Source organism: Pseudoalteromonas sp. TAE79, from assembly GCF_000498015.1.
GTDB lineage: Bacteria > Pseudomonadota > Gammaproteobacteria > Enterobacterales > Alteromonadaceae > Pseudoalteromonas.
In genome coordinates this window covers 1-23,449 of the sequence record NZ_AUTL01000057.1, presented here as the reverse complement: position 1 = coordinate 23,449, position 23,449 = coordinate 1, and the positions used below count along the sequence as shown (strand labels likewise).

Annotated in this window: 21 protein-coding genes and 1 pseudogene; 17 read left to right on the top strand and 5 right to left on the bottom strand. The window is 38.0% G+C overall.

The window, feature by feature from the left end; genetic code table 11:
• Positions 1-4 precede the first annotated feature (4 nt).
• From L655_RS0101835 to L655_RS1000000128325, 7 genes and pseudogenes are all read left to right on the top strand, one after another.
• Entirely contained in the window at positions 5-331 is a 327-nt protein-coding gene (locus L655_RS0101835) for a multidrug efflux SMR transporter (protein WP_024591397.1), read from the top strand.
• Between the two features lie 209 nt (positions 332-540).
• Entirely contained in the window at positions 541-1,671 is a 1,131-nt protein-coding gene (locus L655_RS0101830; RefSeq protein WP_024591398.1) for an S-(hydroxymethyl)glutathione dehydrogenase/class III alcohol dehydrogenase, read from the top strand.
• 86 nt (positions 1,672-1,757) lie between these two features.
• Positions 1,758-2,597, top strand: a complete 840-nt coding sequence (fghA, locus tag L655_RS0101825) for an S-formylglutathione hydrolase (protein ID WP_024603901.1) — start codon at positions 1,758-1,760, stop codon at positions 2,595-2,597.
• 48 nt (positions 2,598-2,645) lie between these two features.
• On the top strand, positions 2,646-3,038 hold the full coding sequence (locus tag L655_RS1000000127760; RefSeq protein WP_241764423.1) for a glutamate--cysteine ligase: 393 nt from the start codon (positions 2,646-2,648) through the stop codon (positions 3,036-3,038).
• Positions 2,966-4,243: a glutamate--cysteine ligase gene (gene gshA, locus L655_RS01000000124885; protein WP_343222861.1), complete on the top strand. Its 1,278-nt coding sequence runs from the start codon at positions 2,966-2,968 to the stop codon at positions 4,241-4,243. Before L655_RS1000000127760 ends, gshA begins: the two co-directional genes overlap by 73 nt.
• 177 nt (positions 4,244-4,420) lie before the next feature.
• Positions 4,421-4,981, top strand: a pseudogene (locus tag L655_RS1000000128330) (bestrophin family ion channel).
• Between the two features lie 83 nt (positions 4,982-5,064).
• Positions 5,065-5,346, top strand: a complete 282-nt coding sequence (locus L655_RS1000000128325) for a bestrophin family ion channel (protein ID WP_024603899.1) — start codon at positions 5,065-5,067, stop codon at positions 5,344-5,346.
• 239 nt (positions 5,347-5,585) lie between these two features.
• Here the strand turns inward: L655_RS1000000128325 and greB are convergent, their stop codons facing one another.
• Genes greB through gmtY form a run of 4 tightly spaced genes read right to left on the bottom strand, consistent with a single transcriptional unit; the run spans position 5,586 to position 12,809 of the window.
• Entirely contained in the window at positions 5,586-6,056 is a 471-nt protein-coding gene (gene greB / locus L655_RS0101810) for a transcription elongation factor GreB (protein ID WP_024603898.1), read from the bottom strand.
• A gap of 21 nt (positions 6,057-6,077) precedes the next feature.
• Positions 6,078-6,701: a gamma-mobile-trio protein GmtX gene (gene gmtX / locus L655_RS0101805; protein ID WP_024603897.1), complete on the bottom strand. Its 624-nt coding sequence runs from the start codon at positions 6,699-6,701 to the stop codon at positions 6,078-6,080.
• A 1-nt stretch (position 6,702) separates the two neighbouring features.
• Positions 6,703-11,508, bottom strand: coding sequence for a VPA1269 family protein (locus L655_RS0101800; RefSeq protein ID WP_024603896.1), 4,806 nt, complete (start codon positions 11,506-11,508; stop codon positions 6,703-6,705).
• Entirely contained in the window at positions 11,505-12,809 is a 1,305-nt protein-coding gene (gene gmtY, locus L655_RS0101795; protein ID WP_024591678.1) for a gamma-mobile-trio recombinase GmtY, read from the bottom strand. Before gmtY ends, L655_RS0101800 begins: the two co-directional genes overlap by 4 nt.
• 241 nt (positions 12,810-13,050) lie before the next feature.
• On the opposite strand from gmtY, the gene L655_RS0101790 reads away from it, so the two are divergent.
• The 8 genes from L655_RS0101790 (at position 13,051) to L655_RS0101755 (ending at position 20,535) form a co-directional block, all read left to right on the top strand.
• Positions 13,051-13,776: a hypothetical protein gene (locus L655_RS0101790; protein WP_024603895.1), complete on the top strand. Its 726-nt coding sequence runs from the start codon at positions 13,051-13,053 to the stop codon at positions 13,774-13,776.
• 259 nt (positions 13,777-14,035) lie between these two features.
• Positions 14,036-15,805 (top strand): ParB/RepB/Spo0J family partition protein, encoded by a 1,770-nt coding sequence (locus tag L655_RS0101785; protein WP_024603894.1) that lies wholly within the window; start codon positions 14,036-14,038, stop codon positions 15,803-15,805.
• Between the two features lie 107 nt (positions 15,806-15,912).
• Positions 15,913-16,398 carry a hypothetical protein gene (locus L655_RS0101780; protein WP_024603893.1) on the top strand — a complete coding sequence of 162 codons (486 nt, stop codon included), beginning with the start codon at positions 15,913-15,915 and terminating at the stop codon, positions 16,396-16,398.
• Positions 16,399-16,410: 12 nt separating this feature from the next.
• Positions 16,411-16,632 (top strand): hypothetical protein, encoded by a 222-nt coding sequence (locus L655_RS0101775; RefSeq protein ID WP_024603892.1) that lies wholly within the window; start codon positions 16,411-16,413, stop codon positions 16,630-16,632.
• Between the two features lie 123 nt (positions 16,633-16,755).
• A complete protein-coding gene (locus tag L655_RS0101770) occupies positions 16,756-18,090 on the top strand; it encodes a hypothetical protein (RefSeq protein ID WP_024603891.1) in 1,335 nt (444 codons plus the stop codon).
• Positions 18,091-18,169: 79 nt separating this feature from the next.
• On the top strand, positions 18,170-18,919 hold the full coding sequence (locus tag L655_RS0101765) for a hypothetical protein (protein WP_024603890.1): 750 nt from the start codon (positions 18,170-18,172) through the stop codon (positions 18,917-18,919).
• Positions 18,920-18,945: 26 nt separating this feature from the next.
• On the top strand, positions 18,946-19,749 hold the full coding sequence (locus L655_RS0101760) for a PRTRC system ThiF family protein (protein WP_024603889.1): 804 nt from the start codon (positions 18,946-18,948) through the stop codon (positions 19,747-19,749).
• Positions 19,750-19,791: 42 nt separating this feature from the next.
• Positions 19,792-20,535: a hypothetical protein gene (locus tag L655_RS0101755; protein WP_024603888.1), complete on the top strand. Its 744-nt coding sequence runs from the start codon at positions 19,792-19,794 to the stop codon at positions 20,533-20,535.
• On the opposite strand, the gene L655_RS1000000127660 is transcribed toward L655_RS0101755, so the two are convergent.
• The gene (locus tag L655_RS1000000127660; protein WP_158000936.1) at positions 20,501-20,722 is read right to left on the bottom strand and encodes a hypothetical protein; all 222 of its coding nucleotides are present in this window, start codon (positions 20,720-20,722) and stop codon (positions 20,501-20,503) included. The two genes, L655_RS0101755 and L655_RS1000000127660, sit on opposite strands and share 35 nt — an antisense overlap.
• Positions 20,723-21,054: 332 nt before the next feature.
• On the opposite strand from L655_RS1000000127660, the gene istA reads away from it, so the two are divergent.
• Together istA and istB are read left to right on the top strand one after the other, a co-directional pair.
• Entirely contained in the window at positions 21,055-22,599 is a 1,545-nt protein-coding gene (istA, locus tag L655_RS0101750; RefSeq protein WP_024600838.1) for an IS21 family transposase, read from the top strand.
• Between the two features lie 14 nt (positions 22,600-22,613).
• Positions 22,614-23,369, top strand: a complete 756-nt coding sequence (gene istB, locus L655_RS0101745) for an IS21-like element helper ATPase IstB (protein ID WP_024603886.1) — start codon at positions 22,614-22,616, stop codon at positions 23,367-23,369.
• Positions 23,370-23,449 lie beyond the last annotated feature (80 nt).

Genomic DNA, 23,449 nt, shown 5'->3' with positions numbered 1-23,449 from the left:
AAATATGAGTTGGTTATTTCTTTTTTTAGGTGTCGCAGCAGAAGCAATGTCTCATGTGGCATTAAAAGAAACTGATGGTTTCACCAAGCCGCTACCAAGTGTTTTAGTCTTGTTAGGACACTTGGCTGCATTCATGTTTATAGGCCAAGCAATGAAGGGCATGCCTGTTGGTATCGTTCACGCGTTATGGGCAGGTTTAGCGATTATCACCGTGACTTTATTATCTACCATTATTTACCGTCAGCATCTAGACTTAACAACATGGCTTGGGATGGCATTAGTCGCTATTGGCATTGCAATGATTAACCTTTCTCAAAGTCATAGTCATTAAGAGTATCAAATTTCTTTTTCCGCAAGTTATTAAGCGTGTAAAGATACATTTAGGTAGCATCGCTGCCTTATTATTACTCATAGGTAAAAGTTAATTGCGTGATAAGCATATTATCACCATTAAATAAAAAGAGTACACTGGCTTCATAGTGGAAGTTAGCGTTTGTGCGAAACTATTAAAATATCAACAATTGAAAAGTGAGAATAAATATGTCGGATAAATTTATTAAATCTAAAGCCGCCATTGCTTGGGGGCCTAAGCAACCATTATCTATCGAAGAAGTCGATGTAATGTTGCCGCGCAAAGGCGAAGTGTTAGTTAAAGTGATTGCCTCGGGCGTATGTCATACCGATGCTTTTACGTTATCAGGTGATGATCCAGAAGGTATTTTCCCGGTAATTTTAGGCCACGAAGGCGGTGGTATTGTTGAGCAAATTGGTGAAGGTGTTACCAGTGTTCAAGTGGGAGATCATGTTATTCCTTTATACACACCAGAGTGTGGCGAATGTAAATTTTGCTTATCGGGTAAAACCAACCTATGTCAAAAAATTCGTGAAACTCAGGGTAAAGGCTTAATGCCTGATGGTACTACACGCTTTTATAAAGATGGCCAGCCAATTTTCCATTATATGGGTTGTTCAACGTTCTCTGAATACACAGTATTACCTGAAATTTCGTTAGCGAAAGTCAACAAAGATGCTCCACTTGAAGAAGTTTGTTTGCTCGGTTGTGGTGTAACTACCGGTATGGGAGCTGTAATGAATACTGCGAAAGTTGAAGAGGGCTCAACCGTAGCTATCTTTGGTCTTGGCGGCATTGGTTTATCAGCGGTGATTGGCGCAACGATGGCAAAAGCAGGTCGTATTATTGCTATTGATATTAACGAAAGTAAATTTGAGTTAGCGAGAAAGTTAGGCGCTACAGATTGTATTAACCCGAAAGATTATGACAAGCCTATTCAAGACGTGATTGTTGAATTAACAGATGGTGGCGTTGATTACTCGTTTGAGTGTGTCGGTAACGTGAACCTGATGCGCTCTGCATTAGAATGCTGTCATAAAGGTTGGGGCGAATCAGTAGTGATTGGTGTTGCCGGTGCAGGTCAAGAAATTTCCACCCGTCCGTTCCAACTTGTAACTGGGCGTGTATGGAAAGGTTCTGCATTTGGCGGTGTTAAAGGTCGTACTGAGTTACCTGATTATGTAGAGCGTTATTTAGCTGGTGAATTTAAATTAAGTGACTTTATTACGCATACCATGGCACTCGATGACATTAATGAATCGTTTGATTTGATGCACAAAGGTGAAAGTATCCGCACAGTGATCCATTTCGATAAATAAACGTCATTTAGTTAAGTAAGATGAGTTTAGTTAAGTAAGAGCAAGCCTTCTTAAGAGAGCTTGCTCTGTCATTTTGAGGTTCTACCATGATAATAGAGAATATCAGTATAAACAAAAGCTTTGGTGGCTGGCACAAGCAATACAACCATCAATCGAAAATATTAAATTGCGCGATGCGCTTTGCTATTTACTTGCCTCCGCAAGTTGCCAGTGGCGAAAAAGTACCGGTATTGTATTGGCTTTCGGGCTTGACATGTACTGATGAAAACTTTATGCAAAAAGCCGGTGCACAGCGTATGGCTGCCGAATTAGGTATCGCGATTGTGGCGCCAGATACTAGCCCTCGTGGTGAAGGTGTTGCCAATGATGATGGTTATGACTTAGGTCAAGGGGCCGGCTTTTATGTCAATGCAACCCAAGCACCTTGGAATCGCCATTTCCAGATGTACGATTACGTAGTTAATGAGTTACCCACCATTATTGAAGCTGCATTTCCAGTATCAGATAAACGTGCCATTAGTGGCCACTCTATGGGCGGACACGGTGCATTAACCATTGCTATGTTAAATCCAGATCGCTATAGCTCAATGTCGGCGTTTAGCCCGATTTGTAACCCGGTACAATCTCCTTGGGGCAAAAAAGCTTTTACCGCTTATTTAGGCAAAGACAAAGCGACTTGGCTTAATCATGATGCCAGTGAATTGATTCGCAAAGCCAGCCAGTTTGTTCCCGCTAAAGTTGACCAAGGTGGTGCGGATGAGTTCCTTCGTGAGCAGTTAATGCCTGAAAAATTAGAGGCAGCAGCAAAAGCTAAAGATTACCCGCTAGAATTGGTAGTCCACGAAGGTTATGATCATAGTTACTATTTTGTCTCATCATTTATTGAAGATCATTTGCGCTTCCATGCACAACACTTAAGTAAATAACGCTAGATTTAACTGTATTAGATTGATTTATTTTAAAGGAAAACCTTCTTGTCCGATTTATTCCAAACTCGTTTGCAACACCTCAAGTTATCTGGTGGCTTAGCATTGCTAAGTCAAATTCAACGGGGAATTGAAAAAGAGGGCTTAAGGGTTACACCGCAAGCTTTGATAGCACAAACAGGGCATCCCGAGGCACTCGGCTCAACGCTAACGCACAGAAGTATTACCACCGATTACTCGGAAGCGTTACTGGAATTTATTACTCCTGTATGCGAGCAAGTTGATGACACTATCGACTACTTGAATGATTTGCATCTTTTTACCTTGCGCCACATGCCGGGTGAATACCTCTGGCCTGCCAGTATACCATGCCGACTAGTGGGAGAAGCAAGCATACCCATTGCACAGTATGGCAGNGCAGCTCTAATATCGGTCAAATGAAGCATATTTATCGTCAAGGCTTAGCATATCGTTATGGCCGGACAATGCAATCGATAGCAGGTATACATTATAACTTTTCAATGGCTGATAACTTTTGGCCTTATTGCCAGCAAGCTTGGGGTGAACAAGGTGATTTACAAGCGTTTAAATCGCAGTGCTATTTTGATTTGATCCGTAATTTTTGTCGACATTCATGGTTATTAGTCTATTTATTTGGCGCTTCGCCGGCTTTAGATGATAGTTTTATGGGGGATAAGAAAACCGTTCAGTTAGACTCCTTCAATAAACATACGCTTGGCTTACCATTCGCTACCTCGCTTCGAATGAGTAACTTAGGCTATCAAAGTGAAGCGCAAGCAAACTTAAATGTTAGCTATAACAATTTAGACAATTATGTCGACGATGTTACCGCTGCAATCGAGAAGAATTACCCTGATTATGAAAGAATTGGTATTAATGTTAACGGCAATTATCGTCAGCTTAATAGTAATTTACTGCAAATTGAAAATGAATATTATAGCGAAATTCGCCCTAAACGCGTTACACAATCGGGTGAAAAACCGATAGTGGCGCTTAAAGAACGGGGCGTTGAATACATTGAAGTGCGTATTCTCGATACTAATCCATTTTTGCCGGTAGGTATTGATGCTCAACAGATCCGCTTCCTCGATGTGTTTTTGCTGTATTGCCTTTTGTCTGAAAGTCCTGAATTGAGCGTTGAGGAGTCGGCAGAAATTAAATCGAACCAGCAACATGTCGTACAAGAAGGGCGAAATCCTAAGTTAATGCTTACAAAAAACGGTCAAAAAATTGCGTTTAAAGAAGCTGCAAATTCACTACTGACAAAGTTGCAGCCTGTAGCAGATTTACTAGACCAAGCACACAATGAAAGGTTGACTCAAGTCTTGAGTGATAATAGCCATACACATAGCAAGGCACTTAGCGAACAAATAGCTAAGGTAGAAAATAGTGACCTAACTCCATCTGCTATTATGATGGCCAATATTAACAACGGCGATGAATTTATCGCATCGATGCTTTCACAAGCCAAGCAACATCAAGCTTATTTCAGTGAACGTAGCTTATCTAGCGCAATGGAAGCACAGTTGGAACGAGAGACGATTGAGTCAATGCAACAACAGAAATTACTTGAAGCAAGTGATGATATTTCATTCGAGCAATTTCTTGCACGACAAAGTGCCTGATAGCTCCCTGAATTAATAACGACGGTGGCTCCGTCGTTATTAATGATTCAAATAAAAAATAGGACAGCTAATTAACCAAATTGGCTTAATACTAATCTGCTTAATGGATTGTGCACTTAACAAACACTAAGCCACTTGCTCTATTTCTACTGAACATAATATTAAGGCGAGATAATAATGATTGTTCGAGATAAACCTAATGCGTTTAAACTGTTGTTCATTTTACGTGGCTTCGTTGTACCGCTTATATTCGAGCAAATCGCCTTTTTTATCCTGTTAGGGGCTGCGGTTGCTGCTGCACAATACTACTATCCGGTTATATTCCCGACTTTTACTTTATCGCCATTAGCGCTATTAGGTTTGGCCTTATCGTTATTTCTGGGTTTTAGAAATAATGCTTGCTATGAGCGTTGATGGGAAACACACAAGCAATGGGGGCAGTTAGTCATTGACGTGCGCAGTTTATCCCGTCAGGTGACCTCTTATGTAGGTGAAAATGTCAAAGGTAGTGCTGAATTGCAACAACGTCTGATCTACCTGACGATCGCTTTTAGCCATGCCTTAAGACATCACTTACGACAATCTGAACCATGGAGCGATATTGAGAAATATCTTAACCCTGAGGATATAGCAGCGCTGCGCAAATCACAGAATTTACCTGACGCACTGCTGCGTTTAATGGGCAAAAAGCTCGGTACTTGTCGCCATAAAAATTTATTATCTGACTTTTTAATCTAAACTATCGACGATAACATTACTTCGATGGCCACCGTGCGCGCGAGTTGTGAGCGCATTCAAAGTACCCATTACTGTTTGCTTATATGCTACTGGTGCAACGTACCGCCTATCTCTATTGTTTAATATTGCCGTTTGGCATTGTTGCCTCTATGGGGCTGATCACACCGTTATTTTGCGCCATAATCGCCTACACATTTTTTGGTTTAGATGCATTAAGTAAAGAGTTAGAAGAGCCCTTTGGCCTTTCGGCTAATGACTTGCCATTAAGCGCTATATCTCGGGCTATTGAAATTAGTTTATTAGAGATTTTAGGTACTACTGAGTTACCAACGCCTATTCAACCGGTCAAACATCGACTTATTTAACCCACAATGGCTATTCCGGAATTTAAAATGAAAGAAACATTTCGATTTATTAGCTAGATAGCCATTATATGATCGCTTTAGGGGAAATGTGCTGTGGTAGAACACCATTAGAAACATGATTAGATGGTAAATCGATTTGGGCTGAGAAGAATTTGCTCAAATTTAGACAGACAGTCACCGATAAAAAAACGAGTAACTGTCAGCTCTAGTTTGAGCAGTACATAAGCTGTACTAGCTCTTTACTTATACTCAATTTTATTAATAAACCACTCTTTTACCCCTACTGGTGTTTTAACTTGAAACTCATCATCAACTTCCTTTTTTAGCATCGCTCTGGCCATAGGAGAGTCAATAGATATGTAATCGCTACGACCATAGATCTCATCAGGGCCAACTATGCGAAAAATTTTTGTTTCACCATCATCATTTTGAACCTCTACCCATGCCCCAAAGAAAACCTTGCCGGCTTGTTGAGGAGAGTAGTCAATGACTTTGACTGCTTCGATGCGTTTCCTAAGGAACCTAATTCGAGAATCTATCTGTCTAAGTAACCTTTTATTTTCTTTATAATCAGCATTATCTGAACGATCGCCAAGACTAGCAGCCCAAGCTACTTTTTTTGTTATTTCGGGCCTGTAGTCGCGCCAAAGATAATTAAGCTCTTTATTAAGACCTTCTAATCCTTCACGCGTTATTAGATTCGTATACAAATGGTTTGTCCCATCCCACTATTACAAATACTGCAATGCTTTTTTAACAGCATCTAAAATTGCAACCGGGAGAAAATTATCTTTATCATTACTTGATAATATACTACCGTTTGGCCCCACTTCCAAACCAGCTCGGCGCATAAACTCTTTAGATATGAGGTATTCAAGAGCTTCTCTTTCTAAGTCAGTCAATTTTGAGTGTGGTGACGAAGACGACCCACCGTCATAAAATTCTATGACTTGATCAATCGGTACAATTTCCTTTACTAGTTTTTCAGCTGCTAATTTTTGAGAGTAGAGAATGTTAGCTTGCAGCCTAACTACAGGGTCTTTTAATTTTTCTATCCAAGAGGAGCTTTTTCCTTTATTCAAACTAATTGTTGATTTATCCGGTTTGAAGTTTGAATCTGTAAAACTCGCGATCAAGATTTGGTATGGTTCTCCGGTCTTATTGCGTAAACTTTGAGCTGCCGGAACACCACGACCTTTGCCAAGGCGTGCAATAATAGAGTAACCAAATTCATTTAAGCCGCGTTCTTTTTGTTCTGTACAGACTTGAAAAATTGCATCTAATGAGCATTGGACACGAGATGATGTTTGCTTTTTAAGTTGTTCAAGTACTGTTTTAGGCGATAATTCTGTCATATTAATCTACCTGATTTAACGGTGTTGAGCTTGCGAATAATGATTTAATATCCATTAAGGTCAACCTTTCTTTTTCTAAAAAGTCGTTTAAAGCTAAAGTACCATTTATTAGCTTATCAAGCTTCTCCCAGCTTTGAAGTCTTGACAGCATAAGCTGTGTCATTTGATTGCCAACCGCAAGTTGCTGCTTCTCTGTTAGAAATATAAATTGAGGATTCATTCCATTGTTCAGCAACATCCTATCAAGAGCCTGGCTTCTCCGTGTAACTGCTAGTTCATCACTACAGCTATGATAAAGTTCAGCATTCTCACATACTTCTGAAAGTTGCTGAAAACTGCTAACATCATCGAGTTCAAAGCTAATTTCAAACTCATTAGGTACTATTAACTGAAGCTTTGAACCTTCTTGTTGCTTATCGTTATTTATTACTTTTTGACAATTGGTCAGATGCTTATGAAGCGAGTTCATGTCAGCCATATACAGATCCAACTTTTTAGCTCTAGTTTCAATTTCTGAATTTAATTTGCGTCTGAGAGCTTGAAGCTGTTGCTTTTCATCTTCTAATTGCTGATTTTTTTGTTTATACAACTCATGTGAAATAACATCTACTTTGCTAGCTGCATTATTTAGCTCTTTTTCTAAGCTTGTAAAGCGATATGATTGAGTATTAACGGCTAAACTAACCTCATTAAAAAGTGCTGAAAGACCCATCATAAAAGCTGGACCTGTGACAAAAAACCTGCATTGAATACAGTTTTGTTCACCTAGGTAACCTGCATTCACAGGGTGATATATATTTGCCTTTGTTGCAACCGCATCACCGCCTTCTCTACAGAACGCACCGCCAACAGGGCAGATTCCAAAGTCCTTAAACAGATAGCTAGAAGCAGGTCTACTATTGTTTAAAGTCTGCAGAAATTCAGGGTTATTTCCAAGTAATTGCTTTTTACATTCTTCAATTCGTTGGGATTCAATAAAGCTTTTTAAAGTATCCGACCCATTGCTTAAGGCTTGTTTTTCACCAAGCTTCAATTTTTCACGAAGATTAGCCCCCGTTTTATCGCTTTTTAAGTAGTAAATCGACATCACAACAGATGAGTGGCCAACTAGCTTCATGATGACTTCCAGTGGCATACCAAACTCATAAACGTATGCATTAATTAAACTCACACGCATACAATGAGGAGTATATTCAGATTTAAACAAGCTAAGAGCAATGCCCTCTTGCTGTTCAAGTTGAAGATGACATTCTTTGAAACTTTTTCCAGCATAAGTTGCAGAAGTCAGTTGGTCTTTCGAAGCAAAAAATAGTGCTGCTGCAAGGCGGCTTGCTAAACGAGATCCAAAAAAACCAGGCTCTTCATTTTGATAATCTCTGAACAAAAAACAATTAATACCTTTTTGTTTTCTCTGTACCTCATTTAAATTAGTTCGCCTACAATCAAACCACTTTGTTGGTTTTGAAATAGGGTTATACTTTTCTTGCCACTTTCTCAACTTAATGAGCCAATAAGCTAATTCGATTGGCATAAATGCTATGGTATAACCTTCACCACTAAAGTGAGTTTTATTTGAAGTATAATGGACACCAAAGTCATTATCTTTGGTTTTGTTTATCATACTTTGTTGTTTTGTTAGACCCGTTAACTTATTCCGATTTGGTTTCCAGACAATTGCTCCATTTTTAATATCCGGCACTTCAGCATCTGCCTCACCCGAATCACAATAAACAATTTGTCTTCCTCTTGCAGGTAACTGCATTAATGTATATGTATAAGTCCAGTATATTGGTAGCCAAAGGAATGTTCTATCTCCTTCCTGCCTGATAATACAATCAGGATCTGTATCATCAATAAGGGATAAATCATTGATTTGAATCCAATCTGCTGAGCTTCTGTGAAGGTGTTTGAGATCTGAATAGTTAGTCTTATTTTGAATCTCATTAGGAGGGAATATCCACTCTCTAGCACTTTTTACAAACTGATAAGGCAAAGCTAATTTATTTGTTTCATTGAGTAAAACTGGTGCTATTTCATCATCAAAGTTAATTCGGACAAAGGGGTTTCTTGCTCCTTTAATTCTAGAAATTTCTCCCGTTTCAGGATCTTCAACAGTTAAAAAGTTAACAATAGTCCAATTTAAAAACTCATTAACTGAAAATAACCACTTTTTCTTACGTAAAACAGATTCCTTTTCAAACAAATCTAACATTGGTTGTATATTAGTTTTATCCCTTATAAGGAACTCTAAAGGAGATACTTCATAATTATTAGGTTCAATATATTCACGGACAAACTCACATAAATCTTTAACCTTTGTATCACCAGCTTTAGCAGATTTCAAAAATTCAACTATGGAATCTGACCATAATTTCCATTTTGGATCAAAATATTTAATTTGATATGGTCTATTTGTCCCAAGAAAATTATATGCGTTTGTCCAACCACATGTTTTATAAGTCTCTTCTGGCGAAGAAGGAATTCGCGGATCATGTAGTTTCGTACGCATATTTTTATAATCTTTTAAAGTCTTACACTTATATTTAAGTACTATTAAACGTAGTTCTTCATATGAATATGGCCGAGAGATGTTTAATAAATCATACCAATCAACCCAATTTTCAAACTTTTTATCTGGCTTGCCAGGTAATTGTTTATATTTTTTTTGTACCTCCCGGTACTGCTTCGAGTTACTAATATTAAGTATTTTGCATGCTTTTTTGAGTATTTCTAAGTTATCAACGATTTCAGGTAAGACAAAATCTATCCAATTTGTCCAACTAATAGAGTAATAGCTGTCAGGGTTTTTAGGTAAATGCAAATCAGCTAAAGGACATTTTTTATAATCGGCAAAACTAATAACATTTAAAGTTTGGATAATTTTCTTAGCATCTTCATAAGACTTAAAAATTTTCTTTTCCAAATCTAGAAACTCTGTCCAATTTATCCAATCATCTGCATATATAGAAAAAGGTTTTACAGTTAAACGTGGATCTTCTTTATACCTGGTTTTGTATTCTAACAAAGAGGATACTTTTAGTGCTTTCGCTGCATTATGAGCTTCTGTATAAGTGGAATAAAACTTGCTCGCTACTTTAAGAAAGACTTGCCAAGACTCCCATCTATGGATATATGTTTGTCGTGGAACTGATGGTAATTTCAAGTCTTTTTTATAGTTTTCTCGATATTCAGCAGCTGTTTTGATACCTAATTCAATAACAGCCTCCTGTGCTTCTTCATAACTATGAAATTTAGGGGTACTTCCTAGAAAAGTATGCCAATTAATCCATTCTTTGCAATATTTTACACCGGGGTTTGCTGGTAAGTAAGGATCTAAGTGATACTTACTTTTATACTCCTTAAGAGAAGTGATATTCATTGCTTGCGTGGCTTGCATAGCTTCAATAAGAGTTAAATATTTTTCTTTCTTTGAAGTATTTAAAAAAAATTTCCAGCCAAGCCAGTCTTTCAAGTAGACTTGGTCTGGACAAGATGGAAGTTTTGGGTCATCTAAACGTTTTTGTTTATATTGAACTAATGTAGTGACTCCTAGTTTTTTTGCAGCAACTTTAGCTTCCTCATATGTCAGATAAAACTGTATAAGCTTTTTACCTAAAAAATCCCCCCAGTTTATCCAGTTCTCTTCATATACCTTATATGGTTGTGATGGTAGTTGGAGATCTTCTTTAAAACGTTTCTTATATTCGCTGTTAGATTTAATTCCTAGTGCTTGAGTGGCACTTTTGGCATCTGCGTAAGAAGTATAAAACTTGTAAGTTTTATTTAAAAAGTGGGGCCAACCATGCCAACTTTTGGCATACTTTTTATTAGGCATACCGGGGAGCATTGGATCGTTGTGATAGTTCTCACGGTATTCAGTTACTGAAATTATACCAAGCTTTAGAGCTGCTTTTTGAGCAAGTTCATAACTTTCATAAAATTTAATATCTTTTCCTAGAAAACTAAACCAGCCAGGCCATTCATCTTTATATTTTCTAGTTGGTTTCGCTGGTAGTCTGGGGTCTTCTTTATAGCGTTTAACATATTCACTACTAGATTGAATCCCTAAAGATATAACTGCTTTTTTTGCCGAGCTTAAATCAAAGTAGGATTCATCAAATGTATTTAAAAAATGCTGCCAACCCTCCCACTCTTTAAAAAATACCTTGTCAGGGGAGAAAGGTAGTAGAGGATCATTCCTACGACACGAAATGTAAGCTTTTTTGGTCTTAATTCCAAGATCTAAAACAGCTTTTTGAGCTAAGCTATACGAAGTATATACCTCTTTTTCCTTACCTAAAAAAGATTTCCACCCTTTCCATTCGCTTGAATAAGTTATTCCTGGGACTGATGGCAACTGTGGGTCTTGTTTATATTGTGCCATATATTGAGTACTTGTCGTGATACCCAACACACTCACAGCTTTTTCCGCGAGATCGATAGAGCTATAAAAATTTTGATTAGTACCAAAAAAATCTCTCCAACCCTTCCAGTCATCTTCATAGTAAATATTCGGTGTGCTAATCAGTAAAGGGTCTGATTTATATTGTCTCTTATACTCTTCCCTTGTACTGACGCCTAGTGCTTGTATTGCTTTTTTAGCATCAGATAATTTAGCATAAAATTCTTTTTTTGTGCCAAGAAAACTCTCCCAATCTTCCCATTCATTTTTATAGATATTATTGGGCGTACTAACTAGCAGCGGATCTTCTTTATATCTTAGTTTATATTCTTTGGTAGTTTTTACACCAAGCAATTGTGCATGTTTTTTGGCTAGTGCGTATTCTCGATAAAAGTACTTTCTCATATATCGTTCTTTCTCATTACATTACGAATATCGATATCATTAGGTTTCAAATAAACCAAACAACTGAAAATACTTTTATGATGCATAGCTTTTTGTATCTCTAACTGATTGAAGCCGGCTTGGTTTAAACTATATCCATAAGAATGCCGATGAGAATGTGGGCTAGTACCGAAGCATTTTCCAGCCTCAAGTCCAATTCGCTCGACTCCACGCTTGTACTTTTGGATAAAATTCTTTTTAGATTCAGGGTCTCCATTTGAGTTAGTAAAAAGATATGGATGATTTCCAGTAACTCTTACTGCTAAATATTGTTCCAGTAACCAAGCCAGTTCTTTAGCTTTGTTATTTGGAAATATCATGACATCAAAAGAAAGATTTTGATTCGTTAATCGAGGTTGCTTCCATCCTGAATAAAGCCTATGAGAGCGTTTATATTCATTGCGTGGTTTTTGTCGAAAGCGAGTATTTAGATACTCCCGTCGATTAGAGAAACCTAGCTCTGGACTAGCTCCATCGCTTGGATGAAAAACTGAAAAAATTGCCGTACTATTTTTTACATCAATAGTAATATCACGAATATATATGTGAAAGCATTCAGATAGTCTTAGTCCACCATAATGCATTAACATAACTATTAGGACGCATCCGAAATCAACTTCTCTTGTTCGATGATTGAGAAATCCATATTTCAAGAAGCGTTGAAAGTACTCTTCTGGAAATCGATTTACAGACTCAATAGATAGTAAATGATTCATTGGCCCTTGAATGCTTCGTATCATTGCGAATCTATTTTTAGATGGGTTACTCAGATGATTTAAAAAGCAATTAGATTCACGTTTATAGTAAGCACACCAGCGCATTCGTTCTTCAGCTCTAGTAGCTTTTCTTAATGGATTTAGGTTAGGAAGATCATATCCATAGATTTCATCAAGATAGTCACAATAACAATTGATATGACTCAATAACACATTAACATCTTCAACCTTTCGCGGGGACCAATACAAATTCGAGGGATCATTCTGTGAATCATCTATTGAGCCAAAGCAGAGAACATCAACAAACGAACGTAATAGCTCAGTTGCTGATGTGAATGTACTTGTATGAGCATTCATAAACTTAAGCAGTTGCTCAACCGCAAACACATTTCGTTCAAGCCAAGACTGAGATTTATTACGTTTTGTATAAAGAAATCTAAGATGTGAAACTAATATACCTTTATCTGTTATGAGTAATGGCAAGCTAACAGACAAGACAGATTGATTTGCTTTATAATCGACACGCCGTTTTAGAATATAAGCCAAAATACCAATCCAATAAATTGTACTATTAAGTATATAGTTAGTGACACTAATACAACTAGGTTTAGAATATTAATATTGATTTAGCAAATTATATTACTCATTTAATGATAATTAGTATGGTTAGTAGAGTAGAACTAACTACGCAACCCGCAACAGCCTTGATGCGTACCTATATCAGACACTGGAAAATAAGGCTAAATGGATTGAGGCATTCAAGGCGTTTAAGACGACAGATCGCAAGATGGAAGATTTAGGTAATGACAGCTTAACTTTTGCTGAGATTAAAGCAGAGGTGTCAGGCAATCCATTAATTTTAGAGCATTTACAAACTACAAAACTTGTTGAAAAGTTAGCTATGCAGCAAAAGCGCCACCAGCAACAGCAACATAGATACCAAAGATCATTAACCAATTTAAAATATGAAATTGAGAACCACCACCGAGCTATAGAAAGCATCAATAAGGACAAAGCTTTATACGAACAAAATAAGTTACCTGAAGGTGAGTTTAAAGCGGTTATAGATGGGTATACGATTCCAAAATATAACATGGCTGGTGAAATGGTAATGAAAAAAGTGCAAGAATACAATTTCTACAAATCTAATAAAATGGACGAAACCGTTATGAAATATTGCGGATTCACGATCCAAGTATCTAGGGCTTGGGGGTCTCTCGTACTACTTATTTTAGGGGCGCAGACCTACCAAATTGAACTTAAAAAAGGAAAGAACACTAGCCCTCTTTCAGTGATGAACTCTATTACTAAAAGTTTAGCTCAATTAGATTCATTTATAAACATTAGGAAAGAACACATAGTTGAAGCTGAGAAAAACATACTATCAGCTAAAGAACAGATTGGCGCTAGCTTTGAAAAACTAGATGAATTGATACAGGCCAAACAACGACTAAATGAAATTAAGCATGTTCTATTGAGTGACGATAAACCTGAAGTTAAGGAAGAACTATAAGTAAATGCAGCCGCTTAAAAGGTGGGTTGAATTAGACCGCGTACAAATTCTGTTTGTACGCGTTATTCACAGTAATAGATATACCCGGTCAACATTTTCCCTGTTCGTCGTCAACAGAGAGAATATATTATTTATATAGGTTTAAACCAGACCCCCTACCCCTTGCGCGTTTTCATAAACATGGATAATAGAGACATAGCTAAACGGCATTACCACCGTTTAGACAATAAACCTCATCACTGTGGAAAGGCGAAATATAATGAACACAAACAACAACGTACTAAATACAATTTTTACGAATGAAGTAGCATTCGATTTTTCTAGTTTATCAACAGGTACACCAATTCGTGTATGCCCAACTCTTATAGATGATTTAAGTGTTGGTGGTAATAAGCGTAGAAATAAAACACGCTCAAATGACTTTAAAGAAAGTATCCGTGCCAAAGGCGTTATTCAATCACTCAGCGTTAGACCTAGTGTAGCAAACCCACACAGACTAGAATTGTGTGCTGGGTACGGCAGACGAGACACAGCATTAGAATTTGGTTTAACCAGTGTTCCCGTTATTGTGAATAGTTTTTCAGACAAAGAAGCTCTTGCAATAATGCTTACTGAAAACCGTGAACGTGAAAACATTTCAATTGTTGATGAAGCTGATTTAGCTCAATCATACTTGAGCTTACATGATGGCGATTTAGCTACAGCCGCTACACACCTTGGATTAAGCCAAAAAGTATTTAGAGAAAGGCTTCAATTAAAGCGTTTAGATGAAAAAGTATTAGTCGCACTCGCAGATGACTCTAATAAATTTACTCTTGGTCATGCACTAATACTAACTACGTTTGATGTGGAAACACAGTTAAAAACGTTAAGTGCGATTTTAGGTGATCCTCAGACATATACAGTTAAAGAGCTTAAGTTAAGGGCATCTAAGCGACAAATTGAATTATCGAAAGCATGTTTCAATACAGCCGATTGTAACTCTTGCCAGCATAATACTGGTGAACAGTTTGATCTACTTGGTGATAATGATAATGGCTCTAATTGTAGCAACCCTAAGTGCTTCAATGAGAAATCCCAAGATTGGGTCAAAAACACCCGTATCCCTCAACTGGAAGAGAAATTTGGTCGTGTAATACTATGGGAAGTTAAACCAGAGCAAGACCGCAGAAGTGTAAGCAAAGAAAAAGTAGGTGAAACACAATTCCAAAACGGTTGCATGAACTGTGAAAATAAATGCACCGTAGTAGATGATAGACCGATGAGATGGGGTAACTTCATAGAAGATCAGTGCATAGATACTGATTGTTACAACACTTGTACTGCATCATTAACTAAAGCAAAAGCTGAAACACAAAAAACAGCTACAACCCAAACAGCTGAAAATCAAGATTCTGACAGTGTTGCCAACACTTTAACCGTTAATACGAATGCCAATATTGAAAAAACAAAACAAAAAACTGTCATAGCTAAAACAAGTGCAAATTGCTTAGACGATTACAAGGCTCAAATACGCAAATCTAGCGTTAATACTGTACTTAAAGATGCTCAATTTAGAATGGCGTTAGCTTTAGCTTCATTGTGTGAAGTATCAGGTTACAAGCCTGAGTGTATTAAAGAAGATAGTTACACTTCTTTCAATAATATGACTGTTATATTTATGCAGCTAGATATTAAGACTATTCAATTTGAGATGGGCAATGCTGTGACACATCATGCAACCGTTGGGAGTAACCATAATCCTACTGAGTTAATGATTAATATTTTATCTAAACGAGACGATGGTAAGGCAATTGCTCAACGTGATTGGATGCCTACTGAGAAACGTTTAGCCATGTATAACATTGCCCAACTAGAAAACCTTTGTGAAGTGTCTGGGTTTGCTAAATCTTATAAAGAAAATATTGGTGAAAAAGAATACTCTCAGTTATTCAAAAACCGTAAGGATACAATCGTTAAAACTATTATAAAATACAAGTTCGATTGGACTGATTTTGCCCCAAAAGATTATTTAGCCCTTATTAAATAGGTATTTAGAGGGTTGCGCGTTTGCCGTTCTATGAGAAATTGAAACTCACATAACGGCAAGGGCTTACCTCCCTTGCTAATTTAATTATTAATCGCTGTGGAGCAAAAATGAACTTAACTAATTTATGTAAAGTAATAACAAATGCAGGACTTACCCGCGCCATTATTACTATTGATACTAACAACGATGAATCTGTTGTCGTTTTAAATATTCCAACTGCTTCAGTAAACTCTGATACAACCAGTAAAAACGAGCAAGTAATGGAGTTACGCAAAGCTGTAGCAATCCCTCTTCGTGTCATGGGCAAAACTGGTGATGTTGACCAAGAGCTTGATAACTTACTTTCACAATACGCTACAGGCTTCGTACCAGCAGCCAGAGCATTATCAATGGATCTTAAGTCAAACTCTACAACAGCATCAAAAAAACAAAGTAAAGCTGCGACTGTTGCTACTAAGAACGTTAAAAAATCTGAGTTAGCTAAACTTGAAGTTGTTACAACTGAAGATACCCCTTCACCAGTTGATGCGGCTACACCTCAAGAACCTATTCTTGATAATTTCGATTTTTTCTCAGACTCAGCATCTTTATAGGAGATTGGTATTATGGCTACAGTAATCTCAGGTGAAGTTGAGTGGAAATTTCGTATCGGAAAAACTGAAATATCTTTTCCAAATCCAAACGCGGGCATAAATGAAAACAAGCGTATTTTAAGTCAGCACTTTCCGCAGCTTCGATGGACAACTATCTATGAAGAAGATGCAGTCTATGAAAATGGATGTATGATTCTGCCTGTTATCCCACCACCAATAAAAGTAAATGGTTGATATGAATAAGCACCTTTTAAATTCAATCAACTCTTGGCACAGTCAGTGTGCCACTTTTCATAGTGATAAAATTAAAACAGTTAATGTTGACGTTCAATTGCCTGAACCAATGGTGGAAATAAAATGCAATACTCAGTTATCGACTCTCAAACTAAAATTGAATCAATGTACTCCTTGTTGTCCCGCCACAATGAGAATAGAGGATATACCCCCTCTCATGTAGCTAAAACTGCAACTAAAGCAGCAAATGACTTTACCCCTTGGTATGCAAAAGTTAAAAATCAGAAACTAAATTTGACTAAAGCTGCGGCTGAGAAAATTTCGTTAATGCCAAAGCACCAGTACCAAGCTATCGTAAATGAAAATGCAGATTTTTGGCGCGACTTAATGGTTATGGCATTTAAAAACAATCTGATAAATGAGCATGAAATTGGTGAGTTTTTAGAATGTGAGCAAGGCACTTTGCAACAAGTTGATGCGGCTGAGTCGATAGCAGATAGAGTGTTAGATACTTATAAAAAAAGCATTAAGGACTTTGAATCGAATATTCGCGAAACCGTTTCAGTGTATGGGGTAAACGCAGACCTTAACAATGATTTGGAAGAGTGGGCAAATAACCAAGGGCTTAGTAACTGGACTTATGACCTTAGTATCAATGATTATGATGGCAATGGTTGTTCTGAATTTAGTCAAATAGGAATTAAAATAGAACACGACAGTCAATTATCTGTGCTTTGTTTTGACTTAGATGATTACTCCCCTTCATTAGCATCATTAACGTACAAGGTTATAAATCTACTAGCTAAACTCGCATGGAAAAGTAACGCAATCGATTTGATTGATGTTTATGGTGATTTAGGAGAGCTAACAAGCAAGCTTAAATCAATTTTTCCATCACAAGATACTATTGTTAAAATTTCTAAATTAGATCATGATTCAATAGAAAATTTCATGCTAACCGCGCCTGAATCATTAGTTGATTACCTTGAACAAAATTCGATAGAAAATGAAAGTTTAATCGTTGCGGCTCAGTTGATCTGTGCCACGGATTTCACCCCTTGGTATAGTGAAGAATGCTTTGATAAGTCTTTAAGCCCATCTGTAATTGCTGGTGGATTATTGAAAGAGTTAAAGACTTTGCGGTTAAGCAGCCTTAAAAATGAAAGTGAGAAAGCACAAGTCATCGGGTCAGTTCTGCAAGCCATTCAAGAACATTCAAACGACTGTGATAACTCTATGTGGGAGCTAAACAGCGATACACCAATTGATTGCTTTAGCTATGTATCATTTGGCACACAAATGGAAGAAGAAAATCTGACATTTGAAAATGAATGCCGCCAAAGTATAAGTGAATGTGGCTCAGTTAGACTTAACTTGGCAAGACAAGACGCAGGATTAAAAGCAATTGAAAATATAGTTCTAGGTAATTACGGTTTATTAAAAATCGCTGGGTTATAAGGGTTGCGCGATTTCATAAACATGGATAATAGGTGGCTATAAGATATTAATAACCACCTAAATCTGTGGAGATTTTACAATGAATATTAGTAGCACCAAAAATGTATTATCAAGAAAAGATCCTATTGTTACAAAACCTCAATTCTCACTTGTTTTTTATTCATCTAATGACTCTAATACTTATGTAACAAAGCACGACTTTGAAGGTGAAGTTATGCTTGAAGGGAGTATTGTTGATCTGGACGATATAATTGAAGCGATTAAACCACAGGAAAATAAATCCGAACAGTCATTAAAATTAATCCCTGAAAACTTGTTGTTTGAAAGCGAAAAATTAATGGTTTGGCATAGTGTTTCTTGTAAATTGCCTATGTGGTTCAGAGGTGATGGAAAACCAAGACGATACGATGTTAACTGGCCTTCACTGCTTTTCGTAGTAAACAAGAAAAGCAAAACTTTATACCTGTACACGTTAGATACTGACCAACGTCCCAGCTATGACTCTATGACTTACTGGAGTCCTTTAGCAAACGTGTATGAAAAACACAATTTATGCCAAGGTAGCGCCCCGCTTCCAGCCAAACTCAATTCAGATGCAATATCAGACATTGAAAAAACGGTATACATGAGTGCTTTTAGTGGTTTTAAACACGACAAGATATTTAAAAAAACCATCACTGCTAGTAATTTGCAAAAGGATGGTGAAACCTTTTGGAAGAAAAAAGAAAAAGCAGGTGAAAAGGTTAACCCAGCCGAAGAGCTATACGCATATAAAACCGTGCGCGAAATTATTGAAGGTTTTTTAAACAACCCAGTCTCACAACTTTAATAATTAGCGTTAAATAGGAAAATATCATGGAAATGTCATTAAATAATACAACATCACGCACGTTTTACATTCCTCAAAACCTGCTAGATGGTACAATTAAAATCGCCCTTGTTGGCGTTGGAAGCACTGGCTCTAGTATGCTCACAGAGCTATTTCAGTTAAATGGCGTGTTAACTAAGTTAGGCTTTGATGGGCTTCATGTTACCGCATACGATGGTGATGTAGTTACGCCAAGCAATATATATCGCCAAAACTTTTGGGCGCATGATATTAACCTCAGTAAGAGTGAAGTTTCTATAAAGCGTTTAAATCAGTTTGGTAATGTTAACTGGGAATATGAAACTCGATTTTTTAATCAAGAAGATGCCAAAAAATGTAACTTTGATATTTTAATTACTGCTGTCGATAAGGCATCCGTTAGATATGAGATTGGACAAGCCTTATCTGAATTACCAAATAAAGGGCTGTGGCTTGATTTGGGTAATGATAACCATCGTTCAAACGTCCTGTTAGGCAGTCTTAATAAAAATGGTACAGGGGGTGTTAATCGGTTGCCGTCACCATTTGAACTATTTGGTGGACAATGGTTGGAAAGCTCTAAAAACGAAAATGATACACCCTCTTGCTCTACCCAAGAGGCTATTGCAAAGCAAACATTTGGAATTAATGGCATGACAGCCAGAAGTGCATCTTCCATGCTTTTATTCCCGTTACTAAAACACGGTGAGTTAAAACATCATGGACTGTTTATTGATTTGCATGATGCAGACATTAGTAAAATGCCTGTAGATCCGCTTCAGTGGTCTATGTATGGCTACGAGGAAGAATAAATTAATGTAGGTATAAGAGCCTACTAACTAAGGAACATTGAATTGAGTAAACAGCAACGCATTATCAATAGCTATGTACTAAAGTTTGCAAGTCTTTATGATAAAGCATATCACTCTTGGGCTATTGATAATGTTGATAAATTCCCTATGTTGTTCAAAAACCCAAAGCGGCTTCATTTGTGTGAATTACACCAACATGCAGGTCGTGTTGCATTTATTTTAATATCTCATACCGCGCAAAATATTTGGTCTAACGCAGCAGGATTAATGTTGAGAGAAAATAGTTTAGGTAATACTAGGCACGTTGATACAAAGTTTGCCAATACAGCATTTTTAACTTCTGAAACAGCTCGACTTAGTTATTCTTTAACGCAAATGCTTTCATTTAAAGCCTGTAGACAGCCCTGTTTACTAACTAATGATCGTACTATTGCAAAAGTAGACTACATACCAATAGCAAAGCAGTTGTATAGCTATGACGGTCGGATGTGGCGGTCATATACCAAAATGATGAATGATAAATTTGGATTGGTCTCTCGGCCTATCAAAGAATTTTATATACCGCTAGAAATACGCGAAGAAGTATTTAAAAGCTTATTGAGCCGTTTGTACTCTAAATTCAAAGACCTTGCTACAGCAGAGCAAAACTTTGACATTTTGAAGCAAGGCCATGAAACGTTATCAAGCTATATTTCTATGGTGTCGTTTAAAAGCCTGAATAATGCAAAGCCTAACGATAGTGCCAACAAGTTTAGTGACTATCTTCTTGAAAATATCCACTCATAATAAGAAGTAATAAAGCTTTTACTGCTGGCAATATAATTGCCAGCGAAAGCCCAAGACACAACCCTTTAAATCCCGCATTTAGTAGTTCTATTAAATCAGACGGTAAATCCAAGAATAATGTCAGGCAACAACAAAGAGTAGCAACTAACACAAAAAAATTTAATAGAGAGTAACCAATCTTTTTCACTGTTTAGCTCTTAAATTTTAAATAACTAATAAGTAATTCTCGGCTTAGCAAGAAGTGAGAGTTTTTATTTCTCTCATAGCGCTTTTCGCGATCATTAACAATGAAATGCATAAGAACAGCCCTTGCATATTCCGGAGCATCGTGAACAGTGATTCCGGCCCATCGTGAACACCCGTTCTGGTTTTAGCGTGAACGCTCATTCCGGTTTTATCGTGAACACTTTTGACTGATTTTCCGGAATCGGTGTTCACACCAAACCAGTACAATTTCAACGCATTGATTATTAATTACTTTGTTAAGCTATTTCCTTTTTGTATTACTGAGGAAGGGATATGGCGACTAAGAGGATCACAATGCGTAAAATTCGAGAAGTGTTGAGGCTACATTTTGCTGCCCAACTCAGTGTCAGAAAAATAAGTGCCAGCACTAAGATCAGTGTCGGTGGTATTCAAAAACTACTCACTAAAGCCAGAGCTTTATCGTTAAGTTGGCCACTGCCCGACGAGCTTGATGATTCTGTGCTTGCTAGTCAGTTCTATCCTCGCGCCGACACTCGGCCATCCCAGCGATTTGAAGTGCCAGATTGGCCAGCCATTCGAAAAGAATTAACGGGCAAAGGCGTCACCAAGAACTTACTCTGGGAAGAATATACTCAGCAATATCCGAATCGTTGTTACAGCTATTCTCAGTTCTGCGATCGCTACATGACCTGGCTTAAAAAGCAAAAACGTTCGATGCGACAAGTGCATAAAGCAGGAGAAAAACTCTTTGTCGATTATGCGGGTCAAACGATGCCCATTGTTTGTAATGCGACGGGTGAAGTGAAGTTCGCCCAGATATTCGTGGCGGTGATGGGCGCATCAAATTATACATTTTGTGAAGCAACCTGGAGCCAAAGTCTACCCGACTGGATCGGCAGTCACGTGCGAGCATTTGAATTTATCGGCGGTATACCTGACATGGTTATCCCCGATAATTTACGCAGTGGTGTCAGTAAAGCGTGTCGCTACGACCCTGATGTTAACCCGAGTTATCAGCAATTGGCCGCGCATTATGGCACCGTGATTGTGCCTGCTCGTCCCAGAAAACCACAAGATAAAGCCAAGGCCGAAGTGGGCGTGCAAATCATTGAACGCTGGATACTCGCCAAGTTACGACACCAAACCTTTTTCTCATTAGCTGAGCTAAACCATTGCATCAAAGCCTTACTGCTTGAGGTCAATAATAAGCCCTTTAAGCAACTGAGTGGGACACGACAATCATGGTTCGAGTCAATCGACAAACCCGCCCTCGCGCCCATGCCCAAACTAGCTTATCAATTCACGGATATTAAACACGTCAAAGTGAATATTGATTATCACGTTCAGTATGATAACCATCTTTACTCGGTACCCCATCACTTGGTGGGTGAAAAGCTTGAACTTCATGCCAAAGACAACTTGATTGAGGCTTATTTCAAGCATAAACGCATCACCAGTCACCCGAGAAAATATCATCCGGGCATGACCACCACATCCGAGCACATGCCTGTAAAGCATGAGAAGCATCATAAATGGTCACCAGGGCGTTTAATGAATTGGGCGAAAGATATTGGAGATGACGTTTTGCTCTGGGTGAAAGCACAATTGGCACAGAAACAACATGAAGAACAAGCGTATCGTGTGTGCTTAGGCTTACTCAACCTATCAAGAAGCTATCCCGCCGATCGGCTCAATAACGCCTGTGCGATAGCCAATCAATACAGTTTATATCGGTTAAAACATATCAAAGACATACTCAGTAGCAACCAAGATAAATTGCCGCGAACGCAAGAAGAGCCGTCGACGTTATTGCCACAATCCCATGAAAATATCCGTGGTCCTAAAAGCTTCCATTAAGGTAAGGAAATTCTATGTTAGAACAAACGATAACTCAGCTTCGTCAACTCAAACTCAGTGGTATGGCCAACGCCTTAGTGAGCCAAATAGAACAACCAAGTACTTATGAAGGGTTGTCCTTCGATGAGCGACTACAACTGCTAGCAGACAGTGAAGCCCAAGACCGAGAGAGCCGAAAACAACAACGCTTACTTAAAGCGGCAAAACTTAAATTAGCCGCTAACGCCAGAGACATAGATTATCATCACCCGCGAGGTCTCAATCAATCGATGATGGCATCGCTACTGCAATGTGATTGGCTGAATAAATCACAAAACTTACTCATCACAGGCCCTTGCGGTAGCGGTAAAACCTATATCACTTGTGCGCTTGCGCATACAGGATGCATGAAAGGCTACAGCGTTAAATATTACCGACTCTCAAGGTTGATGCTTGCGCTGACACAAGCCAAAGCAGATGGCACTTACAGTCGAATGTTACAGTCACTCGCTAAGATCGACTTACTCGTTTTAGATGATTGGGGGCTTGAGCCACTTAAAGCGGCACAACGAAATGACTTAATGGAGATCATGGATGATAGGCACGGCAGTTCATCAACCGCCATCATCAGTCAATTACCCACCGAAGAATGGCATCAATCCATCGGCGATAATACCTTAGCCGATGCCATTTTAGATCGACTAATGCACAATGCTCATCGGATAAAATTAAAGGGGGAGTCTATGAGAAAAATTCAATCTAAAATTGACCATCGTGAACACTTAGGTTAAAAATGTCATGAACCCAATGCGTGGAATTTAAGTGTTCACGATAAAACCGGAATCGGTGTTCACCATCACCGGAATACGCA

Coding starts and splice junctions, on each gene's coding strand:
- L655_RS0101835 (WP_024591397.1), top strand. CDS start 5: ATGAGTTGGTTATTTCTTTTTTTAGGTGTCGCAGCAGAAGCAATGTCT.
- L655_RS0101830 (WP_024591398.1), top strand. CDS start 541: ATGTCGGATAAATTTATTAAATCTAAAGCCGCCATTGCTTGGGGGCCT.
- fghA (WP_024603901.1), top strand. CDS start 1,758: ATGATAATAGAGAATATCAGTATAAACAAAAGCTTTGGTGGCTGGCAC.
- L655_RS1000000128325 (WP_024603899.1), top strand. CDS start 5,065: ATGCTACTGGTGCAACGTACCGCCTATCTCTATTGTTTAATATTGCCG.
- gmtX (WP_024603897.1), bottom strand. CDS start 6,701: ATGACAGAATTATCGCCTAAAACAGTACTTGAACAACTTAAAAAGCAA.
- L655_RS0101800 (WP_024603896.1), bottom strand. CDS start 11,508: ATGAGAAAGTACTTTTATCGAGAATACGCACTAGCCAAAAAACATGCA.
- L655_RS0101790 (WP_024603895.1), top strand. CDS start 13,051: ATGGAAGATTTAGGTAATGACAGCTTAACTTTTGCTGAGATTAAAGCA.
- L655_RS0101785 (WP_024603894.1), top strand. CDS start 14,036: ATGAACACAAACAACAACGTACTAAATACAATTTTTACGAATGAAGTA.
- L655_RS0101780 (WP_024603893.1), top strand. CDS start 15,913: ATGAACTTAACTAATTTATGTAAAGTAATAACAAATGCAGGACTTACC.
- L655_RS0101775 (WP_024603892.1), top strand. CDS start 16,411: ATGGCTACAGTAATCTCAGGTGAAGTTGAGTGGAAATTTCGTATCGGA.
- L655_RS0101770 (WP_024603891.1), top strand. CDS start 16,756: ATGCAATACTCAGTTATCGACTCTCAAACTAAAATTGAATCAATGTAC.
- L655_RS0101765 (WP_024603890.1), top strand. CDS start 18,170: ATGAATATTAGTAGCACCAAAAATGTATTATCAAGAAAAGATCCTATT.
- L655_RS0101760 (WP_024603889.1), top strand. CDS start 18,946: ATGGAAATGTCATTAAATAATACAACATCACGCACGTTTTACATTCCT.
- istA (WP_024600838.1), top strand. CDS start 21,055: ATGGCGACTAAGAGGATCACAATGCGTAAAATTCGAGAAGTGTTGAGG.
- istB (WP_024603886.1), top strand. CDS start 22,614: ATGTTAGAACAAACGATAACTCAGCTTCGTCAACTCAAACTCAGTGGT.